The following is a 20,143-nucleotide window of genomic DNA, read 5'->3' as shown; positions in this document are numbered from 1 at the left end:
AAGCGCTCCCATGGGTGGTCGTCGAGACCGACGAGGTCGGGGGGGAAGTGGTGCGGAGGGGGCCGGGGCGGCGGTGACCCGGCCCCCGTGAAGTCACGGACTGACGGACGGGAGGGCGTAGTGGGGCGTCGTACGGAGTCGCGTCGCGTCCTCAGCCCTTCACGGCGCCCTGCATGATGCCGCCCACGATCTGCTTGCCGAAGATCGCGAAGACCAGCAGCAGCGGCAGCGTGCCCAGCAGCGCGCCCGCCATGATCAGGGACTGGTCCGGGGTGTACCCGCGGCCGAGGCCCGCGACCGCGACCTGCACGGTCGGGTTGCCGGTCTGGCTCAGCACCAGGAACGGCCACAGGAAGTCGTTCCACGTCTGCACGAACATCAGCATGCCGAGCACCGCCATCGCCGGGCGCGCCGCGGGGAACACCACGTGCCACACCACGCGCCAGCTGCTCGCGCCGTCCACCCGGGCCGCCTCGATGATCTCGTCGGGCAGTGCCTGGATGAGGTACTGCCGCATGAAGAACACACCGAACGCGCTCACCAGCGACGGCAGGATCACCGCCTGGAGCTGGTCCGTCCACTCCAGCTCGGCGACCATCATGTACAGCGGGATGATGCTCAGCTGCGGCGGCACCATCATCGTGCCGATCACGATCAGCATCAGTGCGCCCCGGCCCCGGAACCGGAGCTTGGCGAAGGCGAACCCGGCGATCGTCGACAGGAAGACGATCGTCGCCGCCGAAGTCCCCGCCACGATCGTCGTGTTGACGAACGCCTTGCCCAGGTTCGCGTCGTTCCAGGCCACGTCCAGGTTGTGGAAGAGGTTCGAGCCGAACACGAAGGGCGGCGGGTTCTGCGCCAGCCGGTTGTTGTCGCGGGACGCCGCGATCGCCGTCCACACCAGCGGGAACAGCGAAACGATGGTGAACACGCCCAGGATGATGTAGGCGATCGGGCCGCCGTGCATCTGCCCGCCGGCCCGCGCGGACTTGGGCCGGCGCACCTTCCGGGCCGTCGGCACGGCGTCCTCGGGTGCCACGGACTTCGCGGTCGTTGTCGTCGTCGTCACGGCCGGTACTCCTAACTACTGGCGCGCAGCCGGCGCGAGATGACGTAGTTGACGATGCCGATCACGATCAGGATCAGGAACATCGTCCAGGCGATCGCCGAGGCCCGGCCCAGGTGCTGGTTCACCCAGCCCTGCTCGTACAGGTACAGGCCCAGCGTCTGGAACTGGTGCTCCGCGCCGCCGGACGCGCCCTTGTTGGCGTCGAACAGCAGCGGCTCGCCGAAGACCTGACTGGCGCCGATCGTCGAGACGACGACCGTGAACAGGATCGTCGGCCGCAGCGACGGCAGCGTGACGTGCAGGAACTGCTTCCAGCGGCTGGCGCCGTCCAGCGCCGCCGACTCGTACAGGTCCTGCGGGATCGCCTGCATCGCGGCCAGGTAGATCAGCGCGTTGTAGCCGGTCCACCGCCAGATGACGATCGACGAGACGGCGAACTGCGACGGCCACTTGTCGTTCTGCCAGTCGATCGCGTCGATCCCGACGAAGTGCAGCGCCCAGTTGATCATGCCGTAGTCGCGCCCGAAGAGCAGCACGAAGACCAGCGAGGCGGCTGCGATCGAGGTCGCGTACGGCGCGAGCATCGCGACCCGGTAGAAGGTCGAGGCGCGCAGCTTGTAGTTGAGGATGTGGGCGAGGCCCATGGCCATCAGCAGCTGCGGAACGGTCGAGATGATCCCGATCGTCAGGGTGTTCTTCGCCGCGTTCCAGAAGAAGTCGTCGTCGAAGATGCGCGTGTAGTTGCGCATCCCCACCCACTCCATGTCGGTGGGCGCGGTCAGCTCCACCTGGTGCAGCGACGCCCAGCCGGTGTAGACCAGCGGGAACAGGCCGAACGCGAGGAACAGCAGGAAGAACGGCGAGACGAAGGCGTACGGGCTCCAGCGCTTGTCCCGCTGCCAACGGCGGGAGAGCCGGGCCCGATGCCGCTGCTCCGCCTCCGTGGGAACGGGGGCCGGGCGGCCCGGGGCCGCGCCCCCCTCCTTGGCGGGGGGCGCGGCGGTGTCGTGGCGGGTGGCCATTCGGGTCACTTGTCCAGGTTGTTGTCGATGGTCTTGGTGGCCGTCTTCCAGGCCTCCGCCGCCGACTTGCCCTTCGTCACGAGGATGACGCCGTTGTCGGTCAGGCCCTGCTGGATGATCTGGTCCTTCGGGCCGATCACCTGCACCGGAGCGGTCTTGGCGGCCTCGGAGAAGACCGTGCCGATCGGCGAGTCACCGGTCATGTCGTTCTTCGCGCCGGTCACCTCGGGCATCGTGTACGCGCTCGGCGCGCTCGGGAAGGAGCCCTGCACCTTGAACAGCTTCGCCTGCTGCTCGGGCGCGGTCAGCCAGGTGATGAACGCCTCGGCCTCCTTCACGTGCTTGCCGCTCTTCGGGACGCCCAGGAAGGACCCGCCCCAGTTGCCGGACTTGGGGGCGACGGCCACGTCCCACTTGCCGGCGTCCTCGGCCTTCGCCTTGCCCTTGATGGTGCCGAGCATCCACGGCGGGCAGGCGATGGTGGCGAACTTGCTGTTCGCGATCGTGGTGTCCCACGACTGCTGGAACTGCGTCTGGGCCTGGACCAGGCCCTCCTCGGCGGCCTTCGCGGTCAGGTCGAAGGCGGCCTTCACGGCCGGGTTCGTCTTGTAGATGATCTCGCCGGAGGAGTCGTAGAACTTCTCCTTCTCACTGCTGAGAATGGCGTTGATCAGGCCGCCGGGGGAGTCCATGAAGAAGGTGCCCGCCTTGGCCTTCTCCTTGTACTGCTCACCGGTGGCGACGAACTTGTTCCAGTCACCGGCCCACAGCTTGCCGACCTCGGTGCGGTCGGTGGGCAGACCGGCCGCCTCGAAGAGGTCCTTGCGGTAGCAGAGGGCCATCGGGCCGATGTCGGTGCCGAGAGCGATCGTCTGGCCGTCCTTGGTGGTGCCCTGCGACCACTTCCAGTCCAGCCACTTGCTCTTGTCGACGCCCGAGACCTTCGACATGTCCTCGAACTTGGCCGCCTGGGTGGCGACGACCTCGGCTATGTTGCCCACTTCGATGGCCTGGATGTCCATCAGGCCGCTGTTGGTGGTGAGGTGGTTGACGAGCGCCGGGTAGTAGTTCTCGTTCCGCTCCGTGACGTTCTCGGCGATCTTGATGTCGGGGTGGAGCTTCTCGTACTCGGCGTAGAGACCGGCCTCCTTGAAGCCCATCGTGCCGAACAGACCCAGCGTGATCGTCGTCTTGCCCTTGCCGCTGCCCGACGACGAGCCGTCGGAAGCGTCGTCGTTGCCGTCGTCGGCACAGCCGGCCAGCAGCCCGGCGCCCAGCGACGCTACGGCCGCGAGGACCACCACCCGGCGGGTGGTTCGGGTACGTGCTCGCATTGCGTCCTCCTGTTGCCCTGACGTGCCGACCCCCCGGCCAACTGCATTGTTGGGCCCGTTAGTTACTCGCTGCGGCTCGGGCGGGGAACGTGCGGGATGTGTATGTGTCAGGTACCGTGGGAGCGCTCCCACAGGTGATGTGTTGAAGAGTCGTCGGTTCGGGCGGGGGTGTCAAGGGCGGGGGCGCGGAGAGATGCGTTCAGTTATCTGCCTGTTAGCTAACTCGAGGGGACAGCGCTTTCCGGCCGTGAGCGGCAACGCTCTGGCCGCCCGGCGTCCGGGAGTTGGGCGCGCCCCGCGGCCCGGGACGAGGCCCGTTCGGCGTACGGGGCGGGGCCTGTCCGGTGTGCGGGGGCAGGGCCCCGCGGAGCCGACGCGGGCCCCCCGGGGGCAGCGGCCGTCGGCGAAGATGGGCTGAACGGACGGGGCTGTTAGATTCCAGGCCAGCGTGAACGACGGCGGGAAGGCGGGGCCCATGGCAAGCCACGGAGCGCGGAGCCGGAGCGGAGGGCGGCCGACTCTCGAAGAGGTGGCCGCACGCGCCGGTGTCGGCCGCGGCACGGTCTCCCGGGTGATCAACGGCTCGCCGAGGGTCAGTGACGCGACCCGCGCGGCCGTCGAGGCGGCCGTCGCCGAGCTCGGCTACGTCCCCAACACCGCGGCCCGTGCCCTGGCCGCCAACCGCACGGACGCGATCGCGCTGGTGGTCCCCGAGCCGGAGACCCGCTTCTTCGCCGAGCCGTACTTCTCGGACATGCTGCGCGGTGTGGGCGCGGAGCTCTCCGACACCGAGATGCAGCTGCTGCTGATCTTCGCGGGTAGCGATCGCGAACGACGCCGGCTCGCCCAGTACCTGGCGGCGCACCGCGTCGACGGGGTTCTCCTGGTCTCGGTCCACGCGGACGACCCGTTGCCCGATCTGCTGGCCCAGCTGGAGATCCCGGCGGTGATCAGCGGCCCGCGCTCCGCCGCGGAGACCCTCCCGTCCGTGGACTCCGACAACTACGGCGGCGCCCGCTCCGCGGTGGAACACCTGCTCTCCAGGGGCCGCACCCAGATCGCCCACATCACAGGCCGCCTGGACGTCTACGGCGCCCAGCGGCGCGTCGACGGCTACCGGGACGCCCTGCGCGACGCGGGGTACCCGGCGGACGAGGGCCTGATCGCCCCGGGCGACTTCACCGAGGAGGGCGGACACCGCGCGATGGGGGAGCTCCTCGCCCGCAACCCCTCCCTCGACGCGGTCTTCGCGGGCTCCGACGTCATGGCGGCCGGCGCCCGCCGGGCACTGCGCGAGGCGGGCCTCCGTCTCCCGGAGGACGTGGCGATGGTCGGCTACGACGACTCGGCGATCGCCCGGCACATGGACCCGCCGCTGACGAGCGTCCGCCAGCCCATCGAGGAGATGGGCCGCAGGATGCTGGACCTGCTCCTCACGGAGATCGCGGACCGCCGTCCGGCGGTGTCACGGGGCCTGGAGCGACGGCAGGTCGTGCTGGCGACGGAGCTGGTGGGGCGCTCCTCCTCCTGAGCGTGGCGCTCCGAGCGTGGAGCTTCTGGGCGTGGCGTGGGTTCACGGCGTGACGGCCAGCCGCCACCGCACCTCGCCGTCCTGCCGCTCCGCGGTGGCCGAGAGCCCGGCGGAACGGGCCACGGCCGCGGACGCGTGGTGGTCGGGGTGGATGTGGGCGACGAACGTGCGCACGCCCTGTTCCCGCAGCCGGCCGACGAGTCCCGCCGCCGCCTCGGAGGCGAAGCCGCGGCCCTGCCACGGGGTGCCGACGACCCAGGCGATCTCGGCGTGGTCCCGCCCGGTGACGGTGGCCTGGACGGTCCCGGCCGGCCGGTCGGCGTCCCGCACCCACAGCACCCAGTTGCACCAGGAGACGGACGGGTCCGGCGAACCGGCGACGAGCCGTTCGTAGCGGGCGCGCAGGGCCTCGGGTGTGCTGGGGGCACCGCCGATGAAGGTGTGCAGCGCGGGGTCGCCCAGGACGACCGCCATCTCCGCCGCGTGTTCGACGCGCAGCGGGAGAAGGTCGAGCCGGGCGGTCGCGAACGGCTCGGCCGGGACAGTCGAGAGCATGACCCCTCCCGGGAAACACATCAGCCGGTGACCTCCCTTGCGGGAGGTCACCGGCTGATGACTCAGGGTGAGTGACGGGACTTGAACCCGCGGCATCCTGGACCACAACCAGGTGCTCTACCAGCTGAGCTACACCCACCATGCCCGGCAGTTGGACTTTGCGGTCTCCCTACCGGCCGAGAAAAAGTGTACATGGTCCGAAGGGGTGCTCGCGCACGGCTTTACGGGGCCCCGTCAGCTGCCGGGCAGGACGTGCTTCGCGGCGATGGTCCTGGCGGTGTCGGAGTCCGGCCCGGGCTGCGGTACGAAGACGGCCTCGCGGTAGTAGCGCAGTTCCGCGATGGACTCCCGGATGTCGGCGAGGGCGCGGTGGTTGCCGTTCTTCGGGGGGCTGTTGAAGTACGCCCGCGGGTACCAGCGCCGGGCGAGCTCCTTGATCGACGACACGTCGACGATCCGGTAGTGGAGATAGCCCTCGAGGGCGGTCATGTCCCGCGCCAGGAAGCCGCGGTCGGTGCCGACGGAGTTGCCGCACAGCGGCGCCTTGCCCGGCTCCTTCACGTGCTCCCGTACATACGCCAGCACCTGGGCCTCGGCCTCTGCGAGGGTCGTCCCGCCCGCCAGCTCGTCGAGCAGCCCGGACGAGGTGTGCATCTCGCGCACCACCTCCGGCATCGTCTCCAGTGCCCGGGCCGGCGGGCGGATGACGATGTCGACACCGTCGCCGAGCACGTTCAGCTCGGAGTCGGTGACGAGGGCGGCAACCTCGATGAGAGCGTCGTCCGACAGCGAGAGGCCGGTCATCTCGCAGTCGATCCAGACCATGCGATCGTTCATGCGACCACCCTAAAGCTGACGTCGGCCTTTGAGGTGCCCCGCGTGGACGCTCTCGTGCTCGAGCGCCGGTCGGGCTGGTGGGCCCGACCGGCGCTCGGGAGGTTCCGTCACCCGCTCAGGTACTGCTGCGCTGCCCCGGCAGACTCGCCCGCGAGGTCGCGTACGCGTCGCGCGCGTGCTCGGACGGCAGGGACGCCGACGAGCCCATCGCACCGGCCGACGCCGAGGCCGTGCGCCGCAGCTGCGGCGGTACCGGTCCCGGAGCGTCCGGGTGCAGCGCCGGAGGCGGCGGCGGCGGAGCCGACGGCTCGTTGTCCGTCTGCCGTTCGCCCTGTGGCCTGCGGGCCCGGTAGGCCGCCCGGTACGCCGCCGGGGACGAGCCGAGCTGCCGGCGGAAGTGGCCGCGCAGGGCCACCGGCGAGCGGAATCCGCAGCGCCCCGCGACCTCGTCCACCGAGTAGTCCGACGTCTCCAGCAGGCGCTGTGCCTGGAGCACCCGCTGGGTGATCAGCCACTGGAGTGGCGCGCTGCCGGTCAGGGACCGGAAGCGGCGGTCGAAGGTGCGCCGGCTCATATAGGCGCGTGCCGCCAGCGTCTCCACGTCGAACTGCTCGTGGAGATGCTCCAGCGCCCAGGCGACGACCTCGGCGAGCGGGTCGGCGCCGATCTCTTCGGGTAAAGACCGGTCGAGGTAGCGCTCCTGGCCGCCCGACCGGCGTGGTGGGACGACCAGCCGCCGGGCCAGCGCGCCCGCCGCCTCGTTACCGTGATCCGTCCGCACGATGTGCAGACAGAGGTCGATTCCGGCCGCCGTCCCCGCCGACGTCAGCACATCGCCGTCGTCGACGAACAGTTCGCGCGGATCCACGTGTACGGACGGATAGCGCTTGGCCAGCGTCGGCGCGTACATCCAGTGGGTCGTGGCCGGGCGGCCGTCCAGCAGACCCGCGGCGGCCAGCACGAACGCGCCGGTGCACAGGCCCACGATGCGGGCACCCTCCTCGTGCGCCCGGCGCAGTGCGTCGAGCGCCTCCTCCGGCGGCGGCGAGGTGATCGAACGCCAGGCCGGCACGACGACCGTGCCCGCCCGTGAGATCGCCTCCAGGCCGTGTGGCGCGGTGAGTTCCAGGCCCCCTGTGGTCCGCAGCGGGCCTTCTTCGCCACCGCACACCAGCAAGCGGTAGCGCGGTACGCCGGCGTCCTGGCGGTCAATCCCGAACACCGACAGTGGAATGGAACTCTCGAAAATGGGGCCGCCGCTGAACAGCAGCACCGCGACGATCTCCTTGCGGCGTCGCCCGGAGAGTTTCCGGGCCGCGGCTTCCGGCGCGGCAGTGGAGTCGTGGCTCATCCTGCTAAGCCCCCCTCGGTGGTCGCGGCTCCTCGGTTGTGTCGCTCCTGCACGTTTCCCCTCGGTCCTGCACGAGTCCCCCGCCGTAGACAGTCAAGATCGAATCTAACGTGTCGCACAATGCCGGCGTGGCCAGTTCACCACCCGGCAGATTGTCGACATGGCAACTTGGCGTGAAGCATTCGATCACGAAGCGTTGCACTCGTGGGCCGTGCAGGGAAGTGCGCCTCGGTGTGGTGGCCAATCCCCGTAGGGTGCGCAGGGCCCCGGAGGCCCTTTCCGTGCAGGTGGAACGGGGGGTGGGGGGTGGTTGGGGCAAGGGATGCGCCATCACCGGAAGTTGGCTGAAAAGAAGCGGGTCCGTGCGTGAAAACCGGTCAACCGACCGGTGAGTTTCCCCCAGAGTGACGACCGCCACGGTGTGAGCCCGGTCCGGTGCGCTGATGGCGCCCCCGGGGGTGCGTCTGCGGCGCGTCCTCCTCGTCGAGCAACCGGGCCGCGCACCGCTCGGACCGGCGCAGCAGCACCCGGCAGGCGGCCGTGACGGCGGCGAGCCCCAGGGCGGTACCGGCGGCGCCGGCCAGCGAGCTGCCGTACCAGAGGAGGACCACCGGGACCAGGAAACAGCTGAAGGCCGCCCAGCGGATCAGGTCGGTCGACCGGTCGTCGCCGGGACGGGGTTCGGGGGTGGCGCGGGACGAGGGCACGGGGTGGGCTCCTTCCTGGGGCGGCGGTGGCGAGGGGCGGTGCGGCGGCGGTGGGAGTGCGGTGCATGGGGTTCAACGCCTGTTCGAGCGGTCGGTCACTGCCGGAGTCGGTCCCGCGTAAGTGAATCCTGTGCAAACCGCCTGTACGGGGCAGCAACCATTGCGTTACGGGCTTCCGCTCGTGCATGCTCCCTGGAACCCCCACCGGGGGCGCGCGGGATCTGGGCCTAGGAGGCGTGCCGCCGTACCCTTGGGGGTATGGGGTTGGGAAGATGATTCCCGGACAGCTCCGTCGCTCATCGCCGCGTCCCACCCGTATAAGGATCAATACGCCGAGACAGCCATGGCCGGTCACGAATTCTTCGAACCCGCGGACCGCAAGCGGCCCGTCGCCGACCCTACGGCGGCCGAGCCCCTGGCGGCGGAAGACGCACGCCACTCCTGCGATCCAGCCTTCAAGCACGGCGTGGTCGTCGGCTTCGACGGCTCCACGTCCAGCGAACGCGCGCTCGCGTACGCCATCGGCATGGCCCACCGCTCCGGCTCCGGCCTGATCATCGTCCATGTCGCCAACCGGCTGCCCACCACGGTGTGGGCCGGCTGCGAGCCGCCCGTCTTCGTCGATGTGCCGGACCACCGCACCGAGGTGCTCGGTCTGGAGCTCGCCTGCGCGGAGTACCTCGCCGAGGTGCCCTGGATCCTCGTCGAGCGCGGCGGTGACATCTGCCACGAACTCGAAGAGGTCGGGCGGGAGTACGAGGCCGACGCGATCGTCGTCGGCTCGACCCACGGCATCGTCGGCCGGATCTTCGGTTCGGTCGCGGGGCGGCTCGCCAAGCGGGCCAAGCGCCCCGTCGTTGTCATTCCGTAACTCGCCGTTCTCCCAGGTGAGATGAGATCTGGGTACGCCCGTCCCCCCTTGTCGCGCAGCATAAATCTACTGGCGCGTAGGGGTGTTTGTGCCTTTGTGAAGGGCATATACCGCTCACACAACTGCACATGCATGAAGGGAGCCCGCCGTGGACAACGACGTCTCTGCGGGAAGCAGCACCACCACGATCGCCGGCCGACTCGCCCTGGGTGTCACCCTGTTGGCCTTCGGGCTCGGGTACACCGACCTCATCGACGGCGTGACGGCTGCGGACGCCGTATCCATCGCCCACTACGTCGGCGGCGTCGCACTGTTCGTCGCCGGCCTGCTCGCACTCCGCGACCGCGACGCGGCCGCCGGCACCGCCTACACCGTCCTCGGCGCCTTCTGGTTCACCTGGGCGGTCTCCGCCGGCACCCAGGTCTCCGACAACGCCGCAGGGCTCTTCCTGCTCCTGTTCGCCCTTGTGGCGCTCTCCCTGACCCTCGCCGGTGGCGACCAACTCGGCCAGGGCACCTACGGGTTGTTCTGCGTCGGGCTGGTGCTGATGGCCGTCGCCCGGTTCGCCGACAGTGACGGGCTCACCAAGGTCGGCGGCTGGTTCGCCGTCGCGGCGGGCGCGGTGGCCTGGTACGCGGCGACCGCGGCGCTGGCCCACTGGCCCACGGCGGTTCCGCGACGCGCTGCCCGCCCCGGCGTGACGGCCACGGGCTGATCGGCAGCCGGCGCCGGGGAGTTGGGCGTCCCCGGCAGGAGAACGGCCCCCCACGCGCGGGTGGCGCGCGTGGGGGGCCGTTCTGTGTGAGCGGGGAGGACTACTCCACCGTCACCGACTTCGCGAGGTTCCTCGGCTTGTCGATGTCGCGGCCGAGCGCCTTCGCCGTGTAGTAGGCGAGGAGCTGGAGCGGGATGCCCATCAGGATCGGGTCGAGTTCGTCCTCGTTCTTGGGGACGATGACCGTCTGGTCGGCCTTCTCCTGCTCGCGGTGGGCGACCGCGATGATCTTTCCGCTGCGGGCCTTGATCTCCTCCAGGGCGGCGCGGTTCTTCTCCAGCAGGTCGTCGTCGGGGACGATCGCGACCGTCGGGAGCGCGGGCTCGATGAGGGCCAGCGGACCGTGCTTGAGCTCGGAGGCCGGGTAGGCCTCGGCGTGGATGTACGAGACCTCCTTGAGCTTCAGCGAGGCCTCACGCGCGACCGGGTAGCCCCGGACACGGCCGATGAAGAGCATCGAGCGGGCCTCGGCGAGCGTCTCGGCCAGCTTCTCGATCTCCGCCTCCTGCTCCATGATCTCGGCGATCTGCGCGGGCAGCTTGCGCAGGCCCTCGATGATCCGCTTGCCGTCGCGCACGGAGAGGTCGCGGGTGCGGCCCAGGTGCAGGGCGAGCAGCGCGAAGGCGACCGTGGTGTTGGTGAAGCACTTCGTCGAGACGACGCAGACCTCGGGGCCCGCGTGCACGTACACGCCGCCGTCCGCCTCGCGGGCGATCGCCGAGCCGACCACGTTGACCACACCCAGCACCCGGGCGCCCTTGCGCTTCAGCTCCTGGACGGCCGCCAGCACGTCGTACGTCTCACCGGACTGCGAGACGGCGATGTACAGGGTGTCGGGGTCCACGACCGCGTTGCGGTAGCGGAACTCGGAGGCGGGCTCGGCGTCCGCGGGGATGCGGGCGAGCTCCTCGATCATCTGGGCGCCGATCATGCCCGCGTGGTACGAGGTGCCGCAGCCGAGGATCTTCACCCGGCGGATCTGGCGCGCCTCACGGGCGTCCAGGTTGAGGCCGCCGAGGTGCACGGTGGAGAAGCGGTCGTCGATGCGGCCGCGCAGCACGCGGTCCACGGCGTCGGCCTGCTCGTGGATCTCCTTGTGCATGTAGGTGTCGTGGCCGCCCATGTCGTAGGAGGCGGCCTCCCACTCGACGGTGGTCGGCTCGGCCGTGGTGCGGGTGCCCTCGGTCGTGTAGGTGCGGAAGTCGTCGGCCTTCAGGGTGGCCATCTCGCCGTCGTCGAGGGTGACGATCTGGCGGGTGTGGGCGACCAGCGCGGCGATGTCCGAGGCGACGAACATCTCCTTCTCGCCGATCCCGAGGACGACCGGGGAGCCGTTGCGGGCGACGACGATCCGGTCGTTGAAGTCGGCGTGCATGACGGCGATGCCGTAGGTGCCCTCGACCACGCGCAGCGCCTCGCGGACCTTGTCCTCGAGCTTCTCGGCCTGGGCGCGGGCGACGAGGTGGACGAGGACCTCGGTGTCCGTCTCGGAGAGGAACTCGACGCCGTCGGCCTCGAGCTTCTTCCGCAGGTCGGAGGCGTTGTCGATGATGCCGTTGTGGACGACCGCGACCTTGAGGTCGGCCGACATGTGCGGGTGGGCGTTCACGTCGGAGGGGGCGCCGTGGGTGGCCCAGCGGGTGTGGGCGATGCCGGTGGTGCCCTTGAAGCGCGCCGGGACCTTGGCCTCCAGGTCACGCACCCGGCCCTTGGCCTTGACCATCTTCAGGCCGGCCGTCTTCGGCGAGGTGACGACGATGCCCGCAGAGTCGTAGCCGCGGTACTCGAGCCGCTGAAGGCCTTCGAGCAGCAGCGGGGCCACGTCACGCCTGCCGATGTATCCGACGATTCCGCACATATATAGGTATCCCCAAGCTTTCGATCACCCGTAGACGATGCGTCGCAGTTGCCTGAGCGTGAGCTCGGGCGGCGCCACCGCACGGTATTTCAGGTCCGCCTCGACCCGTTCGAAGATCTCCGCGTTGACCAGGCCCTGGGCCTGGAGCTCGCGGTGGCGGCGACGGACGTAGTTCTCGGTCGTCTCGTCGAAGTAGGCGAGCACGTCCTGGATCACCCGTAGCGCCTCGCCCCGCTGGAGGGGCGTGGAGCGCGTCAGATGATCTACGAGTTCGTCGTGCACCCGGTAGATCCTGGGGTACGCGAGCCGGATTCGCAAGAATCGTGCCCGATTTCGGGCAGGCCCCTGTTAAGGAGCCTTGGGGGAACATTGAATGTGTTATGAGCCGCTGTTCGCACACCGTCCATATGGCGTCTTGCGGCCCGTCGCCCGAGGCGACCAGTTTCAGACGTCATGGACACTCCTCGCATGGGCGTACCCGAGCAGCTCGCCGACCGCATGAGCATGGCCGAGCAGCACGAGTACCTGCGCGCCAAGTTCTCCCGGCGCACGATGATCAGAGGCGGCGCCGTCACCCTGGGCACCGTCACGGGTGGCGCGTTCGTGACCGGCGCCACGGCACAGGCCGCGGTGCCGACGCAGACCCCGAAGACCACGCCGGCCGCCGAGCACGTCGACGGCGCCCTCGTCGCCCCCTTCGGGCGCCACCTCGCCTACGGCAAGGACCCGCGCACCGAGATCACGGTCTCCTGGCAGGTCCCGGTCGCGGTGAAGAAGCCCTTCATCCGGATCGGCGCCCACCCCTGGGACCTCTCCCGCAGGATCGAGGCCGAGGTGCGCACCCTCCACACCCCGGCCGGTGTCGGCGCCAGCGGCGACCACACCCAGTACTACGTGCACGCCGAGCTCACCCACCTCAAGCCCGGCAGGACGTACTACTACGGCGTCGGCCACACGGGCTTCGACCCGGCCGCCGCCCACCTCCTCGGCACCCTCGGCACCTTCACCACCGCCCCCGACCACAAGGCGCCGTTCACCTTCACCGCCTTCGGCGACGAGGGCGTCGGCTACCACGGACTCGCCAACAACAGCCTCCTGCTCGGCCAGAACCCGGCCTTCCACCTGCACGCCGGCGACATCGCCTACGCCGACCCGGCCGGCGCGGGCAAGACCGCCGACACCGGCTTCGACTCCCGCGTCTGGGACCAGTTCCTCGCCCAGACCGAGTCCGTCGCCAAGTCCGTCCCGTGGATGCCGGCCTACGGCAACCACGACATGGAGGCCTGGTACTCGCCCAACGGCTACGGCGGCGAGGAGGCCCGCTGGAACCTGCCGGACAACGGCCCCGACGCGAAGAACCTCCCGGGCGTCTACACCTTCGTCTACGGCAACACGGCGGTGATCTCGCTCGACGCCAACGACATCTCCTTCGAGATCCCGGCCAACCTCGGCATCTCGGGCGGCACCCAGACCACGTGGCTGGAGACACAGCTCAAGAAGTACCGGGCGTCGAAGGACGTCGACTTCATCGTGATCTTCTTCCACCACTGCGCCTACTGCACCTCCACCGCGCACGCCTCGGAGGGGGGCGTGCGCCAGGAGTGGGTGCCGCTGTTCGAGAAGTACACGGTCGACCTGGTCATCAACGGCCACAACCACCAGTACGAGCGCACCGACGTCATCAAGAAGGGCGCGGTCACCAAGAAGCTCCCGATCGGCGGCACGGCGTACCCCGAGACCGAGGGAGTGGTGTACGTCACGGCGGGCGCGGCCGGCCGCAGCCTGTACGCCTTCACCGCCCCGCTGTCCTACGAGGGCCACGAGAACGAGGTCGACTCCGTCGCCTCCTTCATCAACACCAAGGACGGCAAGGTCGACGAGACGGTCACCTGGTCGCGGGTGCGATACCTCGACTACTCGTTCCTGCGGGTGGACGTCACCCCGGCCGCCAAGGGCCGGACGGCGACGCTGACCGTGCGCGGCATCGCCGAGACCGGCGACCAGGTCGACCACTTCACGGTGGCCCGCAAGGCGAAGTAACCCCGGCGGGTGCGCCCGGAAGGCAGGGCGCACACCCACTGCACACCCACGTCGGCAGGCGGTCCTCGTCCGCGCTACATGCGTCTGAGGACCGCCTGTTTGGCCATCGCGAACTCGTCGTCCGTCAGGACGCCGTCGCGGCGCAGCTCGCCGAGCTCGCGCAGGCGGCGCAGCAGCGCGTCGTGGTCGTCCCCGGCGGCGGAGTCCGGCTCGCGCTGCGCGGGTACGGCGTCCCGGGGTCCGGCCGCCGGATGGGGCAGCCTGGCCTGCACGGCCGCCGCGACGAGTGCCATCAGCGGGTCCTTCTTGAACCCCCACAGCTCCACGGCGTTGGGGTCGTACTTGGCCGGCGCCTTCGTGGGCGCGTGACGCAGCCGGAAGCGCAGACAGCCGTTCTCGAGGCCGACCGCGGGCTGCCACTCCACGGCCTCGATCTCCGCGATGCCGAGACTGCGGGCGCCGGCGGAGGCCTTGGACTCCTCGGTCTTCCAGTTCCACTCCAGGCGTACCCGCTCACCGTCGAAGCTCGCGGTGCCGTCCCCGGCGGAGGCGGACAGCGGCACGGACGGGCCGGGCAGCAGATACGCGTCCACCGGGTCGGCCGGCACCTCGTCCAGGAGCAGCGCCTGGCGCACCTCGTCCACGAGGTACTCGGCGACGCCGTACCGGTCGGAGTCGACGAGCAGCTGGTACGGATCGTGCGGCTCGGTCAGCCGTCCGCCGGTCGCCTGGAGCAGTGGATCGGCGCCGTCGCGCAGCCGTAGCCGCAGCCGCCCGGTCTTCTTCCCCTGCTCGAACGACAGCCCCGCCAACGCGCCCAGGGGAACGATCAGTTCACCCAGTTCCCTGCGGAGCGGGCTGACGTTCTTGTCCCGGCCCGGGGTCAGCCGCAGGGCATCGCCGTCGAAGACCCAGGTGCCGTCCTTCTGGATGATTTCCGCCATGGGAGGATTCTTCCAAAGACGGCGACGGGCGCCCCCGAGGACCGTACTCGGGGGCGCCCGTCTGCCTGGATCAGAACCCCGTGACGGGATTGCTCAGGGTTCCGATCAGCTGGAGGGCGCCCGACGGGTCCGCCAGGTCCACCATCTGCCTGTTGTTGCGCAGCTGGAGACGGTTGAGGCAGGACAGGGCGAACTCGGGGGCGAACATGTCGTACTGGCGGAACTTGTCGGCCAGTTCGGGGTTCGCCTCCTGGTAGGCGCGGGTGACCTCGGCGACCGTGCGCCAGAAGTCGTCCTCCTCGAGGATCCCCTCGGTGGCGAGGCCGGCCGCGAGGAAGCGGAAGAAGCAGTCGAAGACGTCCGTGAAGATGGACAGGAGCTTCTTGTCCTCGGGCACCTCGACGCGGATGCGCCGGACCTCGGGCGGCAGCACCGCGTCCGGGTCCATGACCGCGATCTCCTCGGCGATGTCCTTGTAGATCGCCCGCTGCACCGCCCCGTCCTTCAGGACCAGGATGGTGTTCTCGCCGTGCGGCATGAACACCAGGTCATAGGCGTAGAAGCTGTGCAGGAGCGGGGTGTAGTACGCCTGGAGGTAGCCGCGCAGCCACTCCGTCGGCGTCAGGCCCGACTGCTCGATCAGCACGCCGGCCACCGAGCTGCCCTCGTGGTCCACATGGACCAGGGAGGCCATGGTCGCGAGCGACTCGCCGTCCCGGAGCGTCGGCACCGGGCTCTCCCGCCACAGCGCGGCCAGCATCTTGCGGTACGGCGAGTAGCGGTCCGTCGCCGCCTCGTACTCCAGGTGCCGGTAGCCGACGGCCGCCCGCTCCCGGATGATCGACAGGCCCGTCGACCTCAGCACCGGGTCGTTGTCGATGAGCTGGGCCAGCCAGTCGTTGATGGCCGGGGTCGCCTCCATGTAGGCGGCCGACAGACCGCGCATGAAGCCCATGTTGAGGACGGACAGGGCCGTCTTCACATAGTGCTTCTCGGGGTGCGAGGAGTTGAAGAACGTCCGGATGGACTGCTGCGCCAGGTACTCGTCGTCGCCCTCGCCCAGGCAGACCAGGTTCCCGCGCGCGATCTCGGCTGCGAAGGTGACGGTGAGCTTGTTCCACCACTGCCAGGGGTGGACGGGGATGAGGAGATAGTCGTCCGGGTCCCGGTCCTGCTCGCGCAGGATCCCGTCGAACCGCTCGACCGTCTTCTCGCCCAGTTCCTCCCGCACGAACGACTCGTATTCGATCCCGACGCCCGCCGTGAACGCGGCCCGCGAGCGGTGCGCGGCCAGCCACACCAGCCGGACCGGGCTCGCCGTCTCCGGGGCGTACGACAGGTAGTCGTGGATGCCGAAGCCGAGCCGCCCGTTGTTGGCGACGAAGCAGGGGTGGCCCTCGGTCATCCCGGTCTCGATGGCCTGGAAGCCGCCCTTGACCAGATCCGCCGACGTGATCTGCGGTTTGGTCAGTTTGTAGCAGGTGCCGGAGAGGGTGGAGGAGATCTCCTCCAGGTAGACCGGCAGGATCTCCTCGCTCAGGCCCAGCGTCTTCTTCAGCTCGATGAAGAAGTCCAGTGCGGCGACCGGGAGTTCGGCGTCGTCACGGGTCCGGGTGATCGAGTCGGCGTCCACCTGCCAGTGGTCGAGGGCGTGGCGGACGGCGGTGAAGCGGTAGTAGGTCAGCCCGTCGTCGCTGCGGACGACGAAGCGGCCGTCCTTCTCCTCGGGGGTGATCAGACGCTCGTGCGCGAACTCCGCGAGGGCCTTGCGGACGAGCAGACGGTTGGCCTTCTCCCAGCGCTCGGGGGAGAGGTGGGCGACGGCGTCGGCGAGGCTCATGCCGGCACCCCCGTCGCCGCGACGAACTGCTCGCGGGTGCAGAAGCTCAGCAACGCCTGCTTCTCCGGCTTCTGGATCTCCCGCTCGGGCACGAACCCGACGGCCTCGTTGAGGGCGTGCACCGCCGTGTTGGAGACGTCCGGCTCGACGACGACCCGGGAGGTGGTCGGGTCGTCGAAGAGGCGCGTCATCACGGCGGTGATCACGGCCCGCGTGAATCCGTGCACGGGCCGGTCGGTGGGGGCGACCAGGAAGTGCATGCCGACGTCGCCGGGCCGCGGCTCGTACAGGCCGACCAGCTCACGGTGGGCCGGGTCGTAGTACTCCATCAGGAACGCGGGCTCGCCGTCGTGCAGGCCAATGAGGGCGTGGCTGTGCTCGTCGGCCGCGATGTCCATGTAGGCGCGCTCGACGTCCACCAGTTTCGCGTGCTGCATCATCCAGTACGCGGCTTTGGGGTGTGTGACCCAGCCGTGCAGCAGCTCGGCGTCCTCGACGGGGTCGAGGGGGCGGAGGGTGAGACGGCCGACGGCGGCCGTGGTCGTGCTCATACGGAGAACTCCTGGAACGCGATGGTCTTCTCGACCGGGTAGTACTCGCTGCCGAGCAGGTCACGGATGATCGAGCTGTTGCGGTACGCCCCCATGCCGAGGTCGGGGGAGGTGATGCTGTGGGTGTGCGCGCCCGCGTTCTGGAGGAACACGCCCCGGCCCGTGGTGTCGATGGAGTAGTTGCGGGCGACGTCGAAGTTGCCGTGGGAGTCGTAGCGCAGTCTGTCCCGGACGGGCGCGAGGAACTCCGGCTCGGTGTACTTGTAGCCGGTGGCCAGGACCAGCCCCTGGGAGGTCAGCTCGAAGTCCTTCTCCTGCTCCTCCTGGCGGAAGGCGAGGGTGTAGCTGCCGTCGGCGTGACTCGCGCTGTTCAGCGATGAGTTGGTGAGCAGGCGGGTGGGCACCGGGCCGCCGAGGTTCTTCTGGTAGAGCAGGTCGAAGATCTCGTTGATGAGATCGCCGTCGATGCCCTTGAAGAGGCTCTTCTGCTCGGCCGTCAGGCGGTAGCGGGTCTGCTCCGGCAGCTCGCGGAAGTAGTCGATGTACTCCGGGGAGGTCATCTCCAGCGTGAGCTTGGTGTACTCGAGCGGGAAGAAGCGCGGGGAGCGGGTGACCCAGTTCAGCTGGTAGCCGTGGACGTCGATCTCGCTGAGCAGGTCGTAGTAGATCTCGGCGGCCGACTGCCCGGAGCCGACCAGCGTGATCGACTCCTTCTTCTGGAGCTCCGCCTTGTGCCGCAGGTAGCGGGAGTTGTGCAGGAAGTCGCCGCCCAGGTCCGCGCAGGCCTCCGGGATGTACGGGGGCGTGCCGGTGCCGAGGACCAGGTGACGGGCGCGGAACCGCTCGCCGGCGGTGGTCCGCACGACGTACACGTCGTCCTCGTACGTCACTTCCGCGACCGTCGTCGAGAAGCGCACGCTGCTCAGCTTGTTCGCGGCCCAGCGGCAGTAGTCGTCGTACTCGACCCGCAGCGGGTAGAAGTTCTCGCGGATGTAGAACGAGTACAGCCGGCCTTTCTCCTTCAGGTAGTTGAGGAAGGAGTACGGCGAGGTCGGGTCGGCCAGGGTGACCAGGTCCGACATGAACGGCGTCTGGAGGTGGGCGCCGTCCAGGAACATGCCGGCGTGCCACTCGAAGTCCGGCTTGGACTCCAGGAAGACGCCGTCGAGCGTGTCGATGGGCTCGGTGAGGCAGGCGAGGCCGAGGTTGAAGGGGCCGAGCCCGATCCCCACGAAGTCATAGGTGTGGCTGGCTTCAGGAAGCGCGGTCAAGGGACTCTCCCAGGTACTGCTCGGCGTGGCCGGCGATCAGGTCGAGGACGGCGGCGATGTCGTCGGTCGTCGTCTCGGGGTTCAGCAGGGTGAACTTCAGGTAGTGGCGGGCGCCGACCTTCGTGCCCGCGACCACCGCGTCACCGGAGGCGAACAGGGCCTTGCGGGCGTAGAGGTTGGCGCGGTCGATCTCGGCCGGGTCGGTGACGGCGGCGGGGATGTAGCGGAAGACGAGGGTGGAGAGCGACGGCTGGACGACGACGTCGAAGCGCGGGTCGGCGGCCAGCAGGTGCCAGCCCTCGACGGTCAGGTCGCAGACCTCGTCGAAGAGCTGTCCGATGCCGTCGGCGCCCATGGTGCGCAGGGTCATCCACAGTTTGAGCGCGTCGAAGCGGCGGGTGGTCTGGAGGGACTTGTCCACCTGGTTGGGGATGCGCTCCTGCACCATGCGGCGCGGGTTGAGGTACTCGGCGTGGTAGGTGGCGTGGCGGAGCGTGGCCGCGTCGCGGACCAGCACGGCCGACGAACTCACCGGCTGGAAGAAGGACTTGTGGTAGTCGACGGTAACGGAGTCGGCGCGCTCGATGCCGTCGATCCGGCCCCGGTACTTCACGGAGGCGAGCAGACCGCAGCCGTAGGCCGCGTCGACGTGCATCCAGGTGCCGTACCGGTCGCACAGCTCGGCTATCTCGGGCAGCGGGTCGATGGAGCCGAAGTCGGTGGTGCCGGCGGTGGCGACCACGGCCATCGGCGTCAGACCGGCCTCCTTGCACCGCTCCAGCTCGCGGGCGAGCGCGACGGTCTGCATCCGCTTGTCGTTGTCGACCGGGATGGACACCACCGCGTCGGGTCCGAGGCCCAGCAGCTTCGCGGACTTCTTCACGCTGAAGTGGCTGACCTCGGAGGCGAAGATGCGCAGTTCGGCGAGGGACTCCGCTTTGGACTCCTCGCGGGCGAGCAGCAGCGCCTGGAGGTTGGACTGGGTGCCGCCCGAGGTGAACACGCCGTCGGCGGCCGGGCCGAGGCCGATCCGGGCCGTCGTCCAGTCGATCAGTTTGCGCTCGATGAGGGTGCCGCCGGCCGACTGGTCCCAGGTGTCGAGGGAGGAGTTGACGGCCGACAGGACCGCCTCGCCCAGCAGGGCGGGGATGACGACCGGGCAGTTGAGGTGGGCGAGGTACCGGGGGTGGTGGAAGTAGATCGCGTCGCGGAGATAGACCTCCTCCAACTCGTCCAGGACGGCCGTGGTGTCGTGCAGCGGCTTGTCCAGGTCGATCCCGTCGATACGGGGCGCGAGGGCGTCGACCGAGACGCCGGTGAACGGACGGTCGGTGGCGGCAATTTTGGCGGCCACCCGCTCTACTCCTTCGGTCACGGAGCGGCGGTACTGCTCCGCGGTCGTGTCATTGAGCAGGTGCGAGCGCATGGTGGGGGTCCTCCGGGGGGTGGGGACGAGGTCTGCTGCGTGACGGGCTCGGGGACGGAGCCTCTGGTTCAACTTAGGTGAGCCTAACCTAAGCGTGGCGAGGGAAACCCTGCCTCTGCCGTGACTGTGATCACGTCGATGCCCCCGCGCAACTGCCTGCG

18 protein-coding genes and 1 tRNA gene are annotated in these 20,143 nt (G+C 69.5%); 4 read left to right on the top strand and 15 right to left on the bottom strand.

Annotated features, from left to right (window positions below):
• Nucleotides 1–151: 151 nt before the first annotated feature.
• The 3 genes from G9272_RS17520 to G9272_RS17510 are packed head-to-tail and all read right to left on the bottom strand — an operon-like array spanning nt 152 to nt 3,425.
• Nucleotides 152–1,039 (bottom strand): carbohydrate ABC transporter permease, encoded by an 888-nt coding sequence (locus G9272_RS17520; RefSeq protein ID WP_253268208.1) that lies wholly within the window; start codon nt 1,037–1,039, stop codon nt 152–154.
• 41 nt (nt 1,040–1,080) lie between these two features.
• The gene (locus tag G9272_RS17515; protein WP_171402038.1) at nt 1,081–2,091 is read right to left on the bottom strand and encodes a carbohydrate ABC transporter permease; all 1,011 of its coding nucleotides are present in this window, start codon (nt 2,089–2,091) and stop codon (nt 1,081–1,083) included.
• A 5-nt stretch (nt 2,092–2,096) separates the two neighbouring features.
• Nucleotides 2,097–3,425, bottom strand: a complete 1,329-nt coding sequence (locus G9272_RS17510; protein WP_171397457.1) for an ABC transporter substrate-binding protein — start codon at nt 3,423–3,425, stop codon at nt 2,097–2,099.
• Nucleotides 3,426–3,900: 475 nt separating this feature from the next.
• On the opposite strand from G9272_RS17510, the gene G9272_RS17505 reads away from it, so the two are divergent.
• Complete coding sequence (locus tag G9272_RS17505) at nt 3,901–4,956, top strand: LacI family DNA-binding transcriptional regulator (protein ID WP_171397456.1); 1,056 nt, start codon at nt 3,901–3,903, stop codon at nt 4,954–4,956.
• A 42-nt stretch (nt 4,957–4,998) separates the two neighbouring features.
• On the opposite strand, the gene G9272_RS17500 is transcribed toward G9272_RS17505, so the two are convergent.
• The 5 genes from G9272_RS17500 to G9272_RS17480 form a co-directional block, all read right to left on the bottom strand.
• Nucleotides 4,999–5,511, bottom strand: a complete 513-nt coding sequence (locus G9272_RS17500) for a GNAT family N-acetyltransferase (protein ID WP_171397455.1) — start codon at nt 5,509–5,511, stop codon at nt 4,999–5,001.
• A gap of 66 nt (nt 5,512–5,577) precedes the next feature.
• Nucleotides 5,578–5,650, bottom strand: a tRNA-His gene (locus G9272_RS17495).
• A 95-nt stretch (nt 5,651–5,745) separates the two neighbouring features.
• On the bottom strand, nt 5,746–6,348 hold the full coding sequence (gene orn, locus G9272_RS17490; protein ID WP_171397454.1) for an oligoribonuclease: 603 nt from the start codon (nt 6,346–6,348) through the stop codon (nt 5,746–5,748).
• A gap of 115 nt (nt 6,349–6,463) precedes the next feature.
• Nucleotides 6,464–7,699: a helix-turn-helix domain-containing protein gene (locus G9272_RS17485; protein WP_171397453.1), complete on the bottom strand. Its 1,236-nt coding sequence runs from the start codon at nt 7,697–7,699 to the stop codon at nt 6,464–6,466.
• Nucleotides 7,700–8,076: 377 nt separating this feature from the next.
• Nucleotides 8,077–8,406: a hypothetical protein gene (locus G9272_RS17480; RefSeq protein WP_171397452.1), complete on the bottom strand. Its 330-nt coding sequence runs from the start codon at nt 8,404–8,406 to the stop codon at nt 8,077–8,079.
• 343 nt (nt 8,407–8,749) lie between these two features.
• On the opposite strand from G9272_RS17480, the gene G9272_RS17475 reads away from it, so the two are divergent.
• Complete coding sequence (locus tag G9272_RS17475) at nt 8,750–9,277, top strand: universal stress protein (protein ID WP_020131791.1); 528 nt, start codon at nt 8,750–8,752, stop codon at nt 9,275–9,277.
• Nucleotides 9,278–9,425: 148 nt separating this feature from the next.
• Nucleotides 9,426–9,992 (top strand): GPR1/FUN34/YaaH family transporter, encoded by a 567-nt coding sequence (locus G9272_RS17470; RefSeq protein WP_020131790.1) that lies wholly within the window; start codon nt 9,426–9,428, stop codon nt 9,990–9,992.
• 100 nt (nt 9,993–10,092) lie between these two features.
• On the opposite strand, the gene glmS is transcribed toward G9272_RS17470, so the two are convergent.
• Nucleotides 10,093–11,910, bottom strand: coding sequence for a glutamine--fructose-6-phosphate transaminase (isomerizing) (glmS, locus tag G9272_RS17465; protein ID WP_171397451.1), 1,818 nt, complete (start codon nt 11,908–11,910; stop codon nt 10,093–10,095).
• 24 nt (nt 11,911–11,934) lie between these two features.
• Nucleotides 11,935–12,192 carry a hypothetical protein gene (locus tag G9272_RS17460; RefSeq protein ID WP_020131788.1) on the bottom strand — a complete coding sequence of 86 codons (258 nt, stop codon included), beginning with the start codon at nt 12,190–12,192 and terminating at the stop codon, nt 11,935–11,937.
• A gap of 186 nt (nt 12,193–12,378) precedes the next feature.
• Between G9272_RS17460 and G9272_RS17455 the strand changes: the two genes are divergently transcribed.
• Nucleotides 12,379–13,950, top strand: coding sequence for a purple acid phosphatase family protein (locus tag G9272_RS17455; RefSeq protein WP_171397450.1), 1,572 nt, complete (start codon nt 12,379–12,381; stop codon nt 13,948–13,950).
• A gap of 74 nt (nt 13,951–14,024) precedes the next feature.
• Here the strand turns inward: G9272_RS17455 and G9272_RS17450 are convergent, their stop codons facing one another.
• The 5 genes from G9272_RS17450 to desA all read right to left on the bottom strand — a co-directional run bounded on the left by G9272_RS17450 (nt 14,025) and on the right by desA (nt 19,982).
• Complete coding sequence (locus G9272_RS17450; RefSeq protein ID WP_171397449.1) at nt 14,025–14,894, bottom strand: DUF4429 domain-containing protein; 870 nt, start codon at nt 14,892–14,894, stop codon at nt 14,025–14,027.
• Nucleotides 14,895–14,964: 70 nt separating this feature from the next.
• Nucleotides 14,965–16,734: an IucA/IucC family protein gene (locus G9272_RS17445; RefSeq protein WP_171397448.1), complete on the bottom strand. Its 1,770-nt coding sequence runs from the start codon at nt 16,732–16,734 to the stop codon at nt 14,965–14,967.
• Nucleotides 16,731–17,285 (bottom strand): GNAT family N-acetyltransferase, encoded by a 555-nt coding sequence (locus tag G9272_RS17440; RefSeq protein ID WP_171397447.1) that lies wholly within the window; start codon nt 17,283–17,285, stop codon nt 16,731–16,733. Before G9272_RS17440 ends, G9272_RS17445 begins: the two co-directional genes overlap by 4 nt.
• Nucleotides 17,282–18,556: a lysine N(6)-hydroxylase/L-ornithine N(5)-oxygenase family protein gene (locus tag G9272_RS17435; protein WP_171397446.1), complete on the bottom strand. Its 1,275-nt coding sequence runs from the start codon at nt 18,554–18,556 to the stop codon at nt 17,282–17,284. Before G9272_RS17435 ends, G9272_RS17440 begins: the two co-directional genes overlap by 4 nt.
• Nucleotides 18,540–19,982: a lysine decarboxylase DesA gene (gene desA / locus G9272_RS17430; RefSeq protein WP_171397445.1), complete on the bottom strand. Its 1,443-nt coding sequence runs from the start codon at nt 19,980–19,982 to the stop codon at nt 18,540–18,542. Before desA ends, G9272_RS17435 begins: the two co-directional genes overlap by 17 nt.
• Between the last annotated feature and the right edge of the window lie 161 nt (nt 19,983–20,143).

This window comes from Streptomyces asoensis (assembly GCF_013085465.1).
Lineage (GTDB): Bacteria > Actinomycetota > Actinomycetes > Streptomycetales > Streptomycetaceae > Streptomyces > Streptomyces cacaoi_A.
The sequence above is the reverse complement of the archived record's forward strand: the minus strand, read 5'-3'. Positions and strand labels throughout refer to the sequence as shown.